11 protein-coding genes are annotated in these 10,644 nt (G+C 50.4%); 9 read left to right on the top strand and 2 right to left on the bottom strand.

Annotated elements, in window-relative coordinates:
* Nucleotides 1-346: 346 nt before the first annotated feature.
* The 5 genes from rpmH to mnmE all read left to right on the top strand — a co-directional run bounded on the left by rpmH (nucleotide 347) and on the right by mnmE (nucleotide 4,601).
* On the top strand, nucleotides 347-481 hold the full coding sequence (rpmH, locus tag HC248_RS17440) for a 50S ribosomal protein L34 (protein WP_007862708.1): 135 nt from the start codon (nucleotides 347-349) through the stop codon (nucleotides 479-481).
* A gap of 95 nt (nucleotides 482-576) precedes the next feature.
* Nucleotides 577-987, top strand: coding sequence for a ribonuclease P protein component (locus HC248_RS17435; protein ID WP_168923590.1), 411 nt, complete (start codon nucleotides 577-579; stop codon nucleotides 985-987).
* 14 nt (nucleotides 988-1,001) lie between these two features.
* The gene (yidD, locus tag HC248_RS17430) at nucleotides 1,002-1,361 is read left to right on the top strand and encodes a membrane protein insertion efficiency factor YidD (RefSeq protein WP_168923589.1); all 360 of its coding nucleotides are present in this window, start codon (nucleotides 1,002-1,004) and stop codon (nucleotides 1,359-1,361) included.
* A complete protein-coding gene (gene yidC, locus HC248_RS17425; RefSeq protein WP_168923588.1) occupies nucleotides 1,358-3,076 on the top strand; it encodes a membrane protein insertase YidC in 1,719 nt (572 codons plus the stop codon). Before yidD ends, yidC begins: the two co-directional genes overlap by 4 nt.
* 88 nt (nucleotides 3,077-3,164) lie before the next feature.
* Nucleotides 3,165-4,601, top strand: coding sequence for a tRNA uridine-5-carboxymethylaminomethyl(34) synthesis GTPase MnmE (mnmE, locus tag HC248_RS17420; RefSeq protein ID WP_168923587.1), 1,437 nt, complete (start codon nucleotides 3,165-3,167; stop codon nucleotides 4,599-4,601).
* An 18-nt stretch (nucleotides 4,602-4,619) separates the two neighbouring features.
* On the opposite strand, the gene HC248_RS17415 is transcribed toward mnmE, so the two are convergent.
* Complete coding sequence (locus HC248_RS17415) at nucleotides 4,620-6,626, bottom strand: monovalent cation:proton antiporter family protein (RefSeq protein ID WP_168923586.1); 2,007 nt, start codon at nucleotides 6,624-6,626, stop codon at nucleotides 4,620-4,622.
* Nucleotides 6,627-6,769: 143 nt separating this feature from the next.
* Here HC248_RS17415 and HC248_RS17410 point away from each other — a divergent pair, with 143 nt between their 5' ends.
* The 4 genes from HC248_RS17410 to HC248_RS17395 all read left to right on the top strand — a co-directional run bounded on the left by HC248_RS17410 (nucleotide 6,770) and on the right by HC248_RS17395 (nucleotide 9,833).
* Nucleotides 6,770-7,768 (top strand): KpsF/GutQ family sugar-phosphate isomerase, encoded by a 999-nt coding sequence (locus tag HC248_RS17410; RefSeq protein WP_168923585.1) that lies wholly within the window; start codon nucleotides 6,770-6,772, stop codon nucleotides 7,766-7,768.
* Nucleotides 7,765-8,334, top strand: a complete 570-nt coding sequence (locus HC248_RS17405; protein WP_168923584.1) for a KdsC family phosphatase — start codon at nucleotides 7,765-7,767, stop codon at nucleotides 8,332-8,334. Before HC248_RS17410 ends, HC248_RS17405 begins: the two co-directional genes overlap by 4 nt.
* A complete protein-coding gene (gene lptC, locus HC248_RS17400) occupies nucleotides 8,331-8,987 on the top strand; it encodes an LPS export ABC transporter periplasmic protein LptC (protein WP_238342672.1) in 657 nt (218 codons plus the stop codon). The genes HC248_RS17405 and lptC overlap by 4 nt, the downstream gene beginning before the upstream one ends.
* A gap of 66 nt (nucleotides 8,988-9,053) precedes the next feature.
* Nucleotides 9,054-9,833: an SDR family oxidoreductase gene (locus HC248_RS17395; protein ID WP_168923583.1), complete on the top strand. Its 780-nt coding sequence runs from the start codon at nucleotides 9,054-9,056 to the stop codon at nucleotides 9,831-9,833.
* Between the two features lie 269 nt (nucleotides 9,834-10,102).
* Here the strand turns inward: HC248_RS17395 and HC248_RS17390 are convergent, their stop codons facing one another.
* Nucleotides 10,103-10,597, bottom strand: a complete 495-nt coding sequence (locus HC248_RS17390; RefSeq protein ID WP_168923582.1) for an RNA recognition motif domain-containing protein — start codon at nucleotides 10,595-10,597, stop codon at nucleotides 10,103-10,105.
* Nucleotides 10,598-10,644 lie beyond the last annotated feature (47 nt).

Raw genomic sequence — 10,644 nt, 5'->3', positions numbered from 1 at the left:
CAAGTGATCAGGGTTAACTTGATCACAGGCTTTCCACAGTCATTTCAGTGTTTATTCAAGCTGTGCATGGCTGACTTGTTGAAGGCTTTACGCTAAGAAAGCTAGCTAAGTGCTTAGCAGTATCGAGAATGCACTGATAAATCTGTGATAATCGTCGGTTTCCTGATTCGTAGCGGATTAATGCCGTTTGATCTACGCTTTATGTCTTGGCTTTGTCCTCGATGAAGGCAAGACTCAAGCGCGCTGCATGTCCTGCGGACTTGCCAAAGTTGGCCGTATTGTGCGGCCACCAAGATCATTCGAATCTCCGGGAAAGTTTTGTAGCTCTAAGCTAGTAGGATTTATCATGAAACGCACATATCAACCTTCCAAAGTCAAGCGCGCACGTACGCACGGTTTTCTTACCCGTATGAAAACTCGTGGCGGTCGTGCCGTGATTGCTGCACGCCGTGCAAAAGGCCGTAAACGCTTGGCTGTTTAATTACAGTTAAGACTGCAACATTTTTTGAAAGCCAAGGCATTGAGTCTTTAGACTTTGCTTTCGGTTAAAAATTATGCTGCGGTTTACAAAGTCTTATGCAGCGACTTCTAACTCGCCCTCAGTTCCAAGCAGTTCTTGCTGGTTCTGTGGTCGCGAGGACAGAACACTTTGCTTTGCATCGCAACGCGCTGACCGTTAAAAAACCAAAAGATTTATCCGGTGCTGCACAGGTGACATGTTCTTTGTTCCCAGTTCAAGATATTTGGTTAGGCGCTATGGTGCCTAAGCGTTGGGCCAAACGGGCGGTTACGCGTAACGCTATCAAGAGACAAATTTACATTGTGAGTTCAGTTTTCTGTGATGAATACCCTGAAGCCGCCTTTTTGGTGCGCTTGCGGCGTGAGTTTTCACGTAAAGAATTTCTCAGTGCAAGTTCTGAACACCTCAAACTTGCTGTGCGCAACGAATTGGAAACATTGATGCGCGACGGCGCTACTGCTCGCTAATGTTGCTGACAGACATGTTGACCAAATTAGCGGCCAAGCCGGTCGTCATTTTTCTATTCAATTTTCCTCGCACACTGCTAATTATTTTGGTGAAAGCTTATCGGCTTTTTCTTAGCGCTAGCTTGGGTAACAACTGTAGGTTTGAGCCCAGTTGTTCCACTTATAGTCTGCAAGCATTAGAGATTCATGGCGCAGCGATAGGTAGTTACATGACGCTCAAACGTCTTGGTCGCTGTCATCCTTGGTGTGATGGTGGATTTGATCCAGTGCCTTTGAAAAAGCATAAGGCCAGTAGCGCAGCAGCTCAAAAATCCTTATTTACACGATTGGTCATACCCGTGACATCAACATCATCTAAAAAGAACCCGAAATGAACGACATTCGCCGAACCATCTTATGGGTTATCTTTGGTTTTTCTATGGTTTTACTGTGGGATCAATGGCAGGTTTTCAATGGTCAAAAGCCAACCTTCTTTCCGGGTGCAACCTCTGCTGTCACTGCGCCAGATTCGACACCTGTTGCTAAGACCGGTGCTGTTTCTTCAGTCCCTTCTGCATCTGCTACGCCTGCAGCTGCGTCCATAGGTGTGGCTGCAGTCCCTGGTGGCGCACCTGCTGCGGCTATGCCTGCGGTCAGAGAACAAGTGGTGATCAACACTGATTTACTAGAACTGACCTTTGATACTGAAGGCGGCACACTGGTGCACTCTTCTTTTAAGAAGTTTAGAAACGCTGCAGAAAATGCTGACGGCTTTGTTCTTTTTGACCAAAGTCCTGAGCGTGTTTACTTAGCTCAAACGGGCTTGATCGCTGGTACGGCCGGTAGTGCTTTTCCAACCCACCAAACCATGATGACAGCGGTTCCCGGCGAGCGCACATTGCAGTCTGGTCAAAATCAATTAGAGCTTCGCTTTGAGTCGCAAGAAGTCGGCGGCGTAAAACTGATTAAAACCTATACGTTTAAACGTGGCGTTTACCAAGTTACTGTGCGCCATGAAGTGCTCAACGTCGGCACCACGCCAGTTTCACCACAGCTTTATCTTCAATTAGTCCGCGATGGCAATGCGCCTCCAGGCGGATCTTCTTTTTATTCAACTTTCACTGGTCCTGCGGTTTATACCGAAGCTAAGAAATACCAAAAAGTTGATTTCAAAAATATTGAAAGCAATAAAGTCGACGTTGAAAAGGTAGCCACTAACGGTTACGTGGCCATGGTTCAGCACTACTTTGCGTCCGCTTGGATTTTAGGTGATGGCATACAACGCGACTTGTTCACACGCAAGGTTGATAACAATCTTTATGCGGTTGGAATGATCACACCGTTTGAATCAATCGCACCAGGGCAAAGCAAGCAGATAGATGTGAAGTTTTTTGCCGGCCCGCAACAAGAAAAAATTCTCGAAACCATCAGTCCTGGTTTAGAGCTGGTCAAAGACTACGGTTGGTTGACGATTTTGGCTAAGCCACTTTATTGGCTGTTGGATAAATTGCACACAGTCATACAAAACTGGGGCTGGTCCATCATGGCGCTGGTTCTTTTGCTGAAGATTGCGTTTTACTGGCTCAACGCCAAGGCTTACTCCAGCATGGCAAAAATGAAAGCCATCAATCCAAAAATCATGGAGATGCGCGAACGTCTTAAGGACAAGCCGCAAGAAATGCAGCAAGCCATGATGAAAATGTACAAGGATGAAAAAGTCAATCCTATGGGCGGTTGCTTTCCCATCATGATTCAGATACCGGTGTTTATTGCCCTTTACTGGGTGCTGCTCTCCAGTGTTGAAATGCGTAATGCGCCGTGGATTTTGTGGATTACCGATTTGTCAGCAAAAGATCCGCTATTCATATTGCCGGTGGTGATGACATTGACGACTTTGCTGCAAACAGCGCTCAACCCTGCACCGCCGGATCCTATGCAAGCCAAGCTAATGTGGATCATGCCGCTGGCTTTTAGTGTGATGTTCTTTACTTTCCCCGCCGGTCTGGTTTTGTATTGGATAACCAACAACATACTCTCGATTGCGCAGCAGTGGATGATCAATACGCGTATGGGTGTGCCGCCACAATTTAACTTGCCTAAGTTCAAGTAAGCTGAGGCTTCGTTCTTAAAAAAGGCCGCTGGCAATAATGCTTCGCGGCCTTTTTTCATTTTTTCTTTTATTGAATTGAGCGCTTTTTATGCTGGTCAAACACCAAGATCCTATCGCTGCTATCGCAACTGCACCTGGTCGAGGCGCGGTTGGGATTGTTCGAATTTCGGGCAAAGACTTGGTGGGTTTGGTGCGCGCAGTTTGCGGGCGTGAGTTACAGCCGCGGCAAGCGAGCTATCTGCCGTTTCGAGACGCGGCTGGCGCCATCATTGACCAAGGTTTGGCGATTTTTTTTCCTGCGCCGTTTTCTTACACGGGCGAAGATGTATTAGAACTGCAGGCACACGGTGGTCAAGTGGTGCTGCAACTACTGCTGGCACGTTGCCTTGAGGCTGCATCGGCCATTAACACGCATAACCAGAAGGCTGTTTTATCAAGGCTACGACTGGCTAGGCCAGGAGAATTTACCGAGCGAGCTTTTCTTAATGACAAGATAGATTTGGCGCAAGCTGAAGCTATTGCCGACTTGATTGATGCCAGCACTGAGAGCGCCGCACGATCAGCTGCCCGATCGTTATCTGGCGAGTTTTCACTGGCCGTCAATACATTGTTAGAGCGCCTGATTCACCTGCGTATGTTGGTTGAAGCGACCCTTGATTTTCCAGAAGAAGACATTGATTTTTTACAGAAAGCCGACGCCAGTGGTCAGTTGCTCCGGTTGCAAGAATCCCTCGATCAGGTAATGCAACGTGCCAGTCAGGGCGCCATATTAAGAGACGGTATTAAGGTGGTGATTGCTGGTCAACCTAACGCCGGAAAAAGCTCACTTCTTAACGCACTGGCCGGTGCTGAATTGGCCATCGTTACACCGGTCGCAGGCACTACACGCGACAAGGTTACCCAACTCATTGCGATAGATGGCGTACCGCTGCACGTGGTGGATACCGCCGGCTTGCGCGAAGCGCAAGATGAAGTTGAAAAAATTGGAATTGAACGCGCTTGGGCTGAAATTCACAGCGCTGATGCAGTGCTTTTTTTGCACGATTTAATGCGCTATGACAATCCAAACCAGCCCCAAGACGCGCTTAACTACATTGCTGCGGATGCTGAGATTATGAATTTACTGCGCAAAAACTTACCGGCTAAAACACCGGTAATTGACGTCTGGAATAAAGCCGATAGTGCTTTGCCAGAACAACTATCACTAGCGCGTACGGGTGTGCTGATTTCGGCTAAAACTGGTGCTGGCTTAGACGATTTACGCGCCAGCTTGCTGCGTGTGGTTGGATGGCAACCGGCGACGGAAGGCGTTTTCATGGCGCGTGAACGACATCTGCAAGCTCTGGCCAAGGTACATGAACAATTGGCCAAAGGGGCGGCGCAATTACACGCTGTCATGCCTGCATTAGACTTGCTCGCTGAGGACTTACGTCAAGCACAACAGCATTTGGGTGATATCACCGGGCAGTTCACGCCAGACGATTTATTAGGCGAGATTTTTTCTAAATTTTGTATTGGAAAATAAAAAATTTAAATTTGAGTTTTATCCTGCTGCGCTGCCGACCAGTTTGTTTAGCAGCCGTTCTTCGGCAATCGCCAGTGCCTCTGGCTTGCCTGAGAGTACTAAGGTGTCACCACTTTCTAGCTTGGATTCCATTGTGGCCGGCACTATTTGGCCGTTGCTGCGGCGTAGATTGACGACTTGAACATCAAGCGTTTCCAGCGCCATTTCTCCTAATACGCAGCCCACAACCTCAATGTCAGACGGTATGGTGAGCGTGAACAAACGTTCCTCATTGATTTCATTAGCAGTGTCATCATCAGCACCGCGAAAGTAGCCTCTGAGTAATTTATAACGTTCATCGCGCTGATCTTGCACCACGCGTATGACGCGCCGCATAGACACACCAACCAGCGCTAATGCATGACTAGCCAACATCAGGCTACCTTCTATGGCTTCTGGGACCACCTCTGTCGCGCCAGCAGCTTTGAGTTTTTCTAAATCTGTGTCGTCAACTGTGCGCACGATGACGGGTACCGTGGGCGCATGTTCACGGATATTGGCCAACACTTTGAGCGCACTCGCTGTGTTTAGATAAGTCACCACCACAGCACTGGCCCTGACCAGTCCCGCGGCCATCAGTGCTTGCAACCTTACCGCATCACCAAACACAACCGAGTTACCAGCTGCGGCTGCCTGCTGCACTCTATCGGGGTCAAGATCCAAAGCAATATAAGGAATGTTTTCCCGGTCCAGCATATGGCCTAGATTTTGGCCACATCGGCCGTAACCGCAAATAATCACATGTTTGTTAACGTTAATCGATTTGCGGGCAATCGACGTCATTTGCAGCGATTGCTGCATCCACTCGCTAGAGACCAGTTTCATCACAATGCGGTTGCTATACATGACCATGAAGGGAGTCGCCAACATGGATAAAACCATGCTTGCAAGTATTGGGTTTATCAAGTCTGGCGGCACCAGTTGGTTCTCACCAGCTAGCGTCAACAATACAAAACCGAATTCGCCCGCTTGCGCTAAAAACAAACCAGTGCGCAGCGAGACGCCGGTTGTCGCGCCCAATGCGCGCGCTAGACCAGTGACAAGTACCAGCTTAAAAAGAATCGGTAATGTCGCGAGTAACAGCACCAAAGGCCAGCGTGCCAGTACCAAATGCCAATCCAACATCATGCCTATGCTGATGAAAAAAAGCCCGAGTAAAACGTCGTGAAAAGGCCGGATGTCAGTTTCTACCTGATGCTTGAACTGAGTTTCTGAAATCAGCATGCCGGCAACAAAAGCGCCTAACGCCAAACTCAAACCCGCCATTTCAGTCAGCCATGCCAAAGACAGAGTAACGAGTAAAAGATTGAGCACAAACAACTCTTCACTTTTACGCCTAGCGACTTGAGTAAGCCACCAACGCATCACCCATTTGCCACCGCTTAGCAGTAAACCCAGTAGCAACGTCGCTTTTAGCGCGGCTATGCCAAGCGCCATAAACAGCTTGTCTGGTGTTGAGCCAAATGCGGGTATTAAAACCAGCAGTGGTACCACGGCCAAATCTTGGAACAACAGCACGCTAATAATGCGCTTGCCATGCTCGGATTCAAGTTCTAGTCGTTCAGATAACAGTTTGACTACGATGGCTGTACTGCTCATGACCATTGCGCCTGACAGTGCTAATGCGGTGCGCCATTCCATACTCCAAAAGTTGGGTAATATCCACGCCAGCAGCAACGAGCCTGCAGTGCCTAACGCTAGGGTTGTCACCACTTGCAGCAAGCCTAGACCAAAAACGTGTCGGCGCATGGTGCGTAATTTGGGCAGATTAAATTCCAGCCCAATCACAAACATTAAAAAAACCACCCCGAATTCACCCAGGTGCCGAATACCTTCAGAATTTTTTCCCAGTGCCAACGCATGCGGACCAATGATGACGCCTACTGCTAAATAGCCCAGCATAGGGGGTAGTTTGAGTGAGCGGCAAGCCACGACTCCCAGCACAGCGGCTAGCAAATACAACAAGGTCAGTTCAAGAGCGCTCATACAACTGATAGTAGCTGAGGCACAGTCTTCAAAATGATTCAAAAATAGCTCTCATGGAACGAATTTTTTATTCCAGTCGATGGGCTGGCTGATTAATGCTGGACAAGTTCCAGGGCATAAACCAGCCTCGATAGAATGCAGGCATGAGTTCTGATGCTTCCCTCCCTTTTTTTGATGCCGACCAAGCACAACGGCTAGCCCGTAAAACCTTTGAGATCGAAGCTAACGCTTTGCTCGATTTAATGCCTCGCGTTGGCCCGTCTTTTGCGCAAGCGGTCAAAATAATGCTCGATTGCCGCGGCCGGGTGGTGGTGATGGGAATGGGAAAAAGCGGCCACATAGGCCGCAAGATTGCCGCCACACTGGCGTCTACCGGAACACCGGCAATGTTCGTACATCCGGCTGAGGCCAGTCACGGTGATTTGGGCATGATTCAAGCGCAAGATGTTGTACTGGCTATTTCTAACAGCGGTGAGAGCGCTGAGCTCAGCGCGATCTTGCCCGTGTTGCGCCGTCAGGGCGTACCCATGATTGCGATAACTGGTGGCGCACAGTCTGCGTTGGCCAACCATGCGCAAGTCATTCTTGATAGCAGCGTAGAGCAAGAAGCTTGTCCACTTAATCTCGCTCCCACTGCCAGTACCACTGCCCAGCTTGCGCTAGGCGATGCGCTAGCGGTTGCCTTGCTAGATGCGCGCGGATTCAAAGAAGAAGATTTTGCACGCTCCCATCCGGGCGGCGCACTCGGGCGCAAACTGCTCACGCATGTCAGCGATGTAATGCGCAGCGGTGACGCTATACCCAAGGTTGGTCTAGAAGCTAGTTTTAGCGAATTGATGCGTGAAATGAGTGTCAAGGGCTTGGGTGCTTCGGCGATAGTCGATGCCGAGCACCGCGTGCTCGGCGTTTTTACCGATGGTGATTTACGTCGCTTAGTCGAACAAGGCGTGGACTTGCGTAACTGTAAGGCGGGTCAAGTCATGCATGCAAAACCGCGCACCATTAAGGTCAACGCGCTCGCCGTTGATGCTGTGGCCTTGATGGAGCAATACCGCATCACCAGCATATTGGTACTCGATGATGAGGATCGACTTTGTGGCGCGCTCAACACCAACGATTTGATGCGGGCAAAAGTCATATGAGCGCCAAACTTATCCAACCATTGCAGCCAGTGCTAATGTTTGCGCCAACGCTTTTGCTCAAAGCCCAGAGCGTGAAGGTGGCTTTTTTTGATATTGACGGTGTGTTGACCGATGGCGGCCTGTATATGTCTGAACAAGGTGAATCGCTAAAGCGTTTCAATACCCTAGATGGTCATGGCATCAAGCTGCTGCAAAAAGCCGGTATAACGCCGGTGGTTATCACCGGACGTGACAGTGCCGCTTTACGCGCAAGGCTGCTCGCCCTAGGCGTTGTGCATGCGCATTTCGGTACCGAAGACAAAGCGCCTGCAGCGCTTAAATCGCTGCGTGCGCTGGGACTAGATTGGTCTGATGCTGCGGCCATCGGAGATGACTGGCCAGATTTGCCGGTGATGCGGCGCGCTGCCCTCAGCTTTGCGCCAGCCAACGCACATGCCGAGGTCAAAGCGATTGCCGACCATGTCAGTGCGCTGGCCGGTGGCCATGGTGCGGCGCGTGAGTTTTGTGATCTGCTTCTAGTGGCCAGTGGCCACTATGCGTCTTTATTGCAGGTTTACGCAGCGTGAGCGGCCTTAACTTATCACCTGCAAGCCAAGTTTGGCGGCGCTGGCTCAAGCTTTGGGACCATGGCTCAATTTACCTGCCTTTGATGATGATGGGCGTGCTCGCGCTGGGTACTTATTGGCTGGTGCGCAACACGCCCACTTTTAGCGGTGAGTCCGTATCTAAAGTAGTCTCGCACGAGGCAGATTACTTTATGGAGCGTTTCACCATCAAAAATTTTGATGAAGCGGGCACGCTTAAAAGCGAAATTTACGGCGTGCAAGCGCAGCACTTTCCCGACACCGATACGCTTGAAATTGACCAAGCACGTATTCGCAGCACCGACTTGTTAGGACGGCTGACAACGTCTACTTCTAACCAAGCCATTAGCAATGGCGACGGCTCCGAAGTGCAGCTCATTGGTAACGCGCTCATCGTGCGTGCCGCCAGCGTTAACGATGCTGGCGTGGCCAGCCCGAGGCTGCAGTTTCAAGGTGAGTTCTTGTATATTTTCGCTAACGACGAGCGAGTGCAATCGCACAAACCTGTGGTGTTGACACGTGGCGGTGACGAGTTCACCGGAGATACTTTTGCCTATGATAATTTGACGGGAGTCGCCGATTTAAAAGGCCGAGTCAAAGGGTTTTTGCTGCCTCGCGCAGCGCAGGCAAAGTAAGTCTGTCTGGCGAGTGGTCAAGGCTTTATTTTTAGCGTCACTGTTTTTTCGAAAAGGCATTTTCTTATGTCTGGATTAGTCTTCATCACAGGCGCCTCTAGCGGCATAGGTCAGGCGCTGGCGTTACGCTTTTTTCAAGCCGGTTGGCAACTCGCTTTGGTCACGCGCCATCACACCGACGTCATAGAGTCTTGGGCTGCGGTTAATGCAATAGCTGCGGACAGTTTTCAAATCTATAACGCTGACGTGTCAGACGTGGACAGCATTGTTGCTGCGGGTCAGCAATGCCTGCTGCGCCAAGGTCTACCAGATATAGTCGTCGCCAGCGCGGGTATCAGCATAGGCATGGATAGCGCCATGCGCGGGGACATTCACGTTATGCAACAAACCTTTGCCACCAACAATACCGGTTTGGCTGCAACTTTTCAGCCTTTCATCGCGCCGATGGCACAACGGGGTAGCGGCACACTTGTGGGTATTGCCAGTGTGGCTGGCATTCGCGGTCTACCAGGCCACGCAGCTTACTGTGCCAGCAAGGCTGGCGTGATCGCTTATTGCGAGAGCCTGCGAGGTGAGCTAAGGGTCGCCGGGGTAAAAGTCGTGACGATTTGTCCTGGTTATATTGACACGCCTTTGACGCGCAAAAACAAATATGCCATGCCATTTTTAATGCCGGTGAAGGATTTTGCAGAACAGGCTTATGCGGCCATATTAGCGGGCAGCAGTTACCGCGTTATTCCTTGGCAAATGGGTCTGGTTGCTAAGTTACTGCGCGTTTTACCGAATGCTGTATTTGACAGATTGCTGACCGGCCGCGCGCGTAAAAGTCGGCAGGATGTTGGATAAGGCTTCCGGCACCATGCTGTGATGCTTGCGATTGGTCTGCTATTGGAGCAGTGACTTTATTGTTGGGCGCCAAATGCTGCGTGCGGCTGAATTATTTGTTGCGCACTTTTTAGCAATGCATTAAATATTTGCCCAGATAAATTTAGCGCAAGAATGTAAAAAGGCTTCAAAACCTTGATTCTGAAGCCTTTTTTGCTACTGGATTTTTCAAGTCAGTAGGCTAGATTTGCGAATTAAAACTGAGTTAAATCTGAGTTTTAAAGCGAGGATTAATAGCCGCCGCGTCCACCGCCGCCACCACCACCGGAGCGACCACCGCCGCCACCGCCGTAAGGACTGCGGAAACCACCGTCACCACCGCCGCCGCCGGAGCGACCACCGCCGCCAGAACGATCACCACCACCGCCGTAGCCGCCACCGCCGGAACGATCACCGCCGCCGCCGCCGTATCCACCACCGCCGGAGCGATCACCGCCACCACCACCGCCAAAGCCGCCAGTGCGTGGAGGACGCGCTTCCATTGGACGGGCTTCATTCACAACGACGCTACGGCCGCCCAAAGGCTGACCGTTCATGCCATTGATAGCAGCTTGTGCTTCAGCATCATTGCCCATCTCAACAAAGCCAAAGCCTTTGGAGCGACCGGTGTCGCGTTCCATCATGACTTTAGCGCTGGTGACAGCACCGAACTGGCCGAAAGACTGTTGCAAATCTTCGTCGCGAACTGAGTACGGCAGATTGCCGACGTAAAGTTTGTTGCCCATGAAGGGACTCCTCTAAAACACAATGACAAAAGCGATGGGGTCCCGAT

Source organism: Polaromonas vacuolata (genome assembly GCF_012584515.1).
GTDB classification, from domain to species: domain Bacteria; phylum Pseudomonadota; class Gammaproteobacteria; order Burkholderiales; family Burkholderiaceae_C; genus Polaromonas; species Polaromonas vacuolata.
Note: the sequence above shows the minus strand (reverse complement) of the source record. Positions and strands in the feature narration are given on the sequence as shown.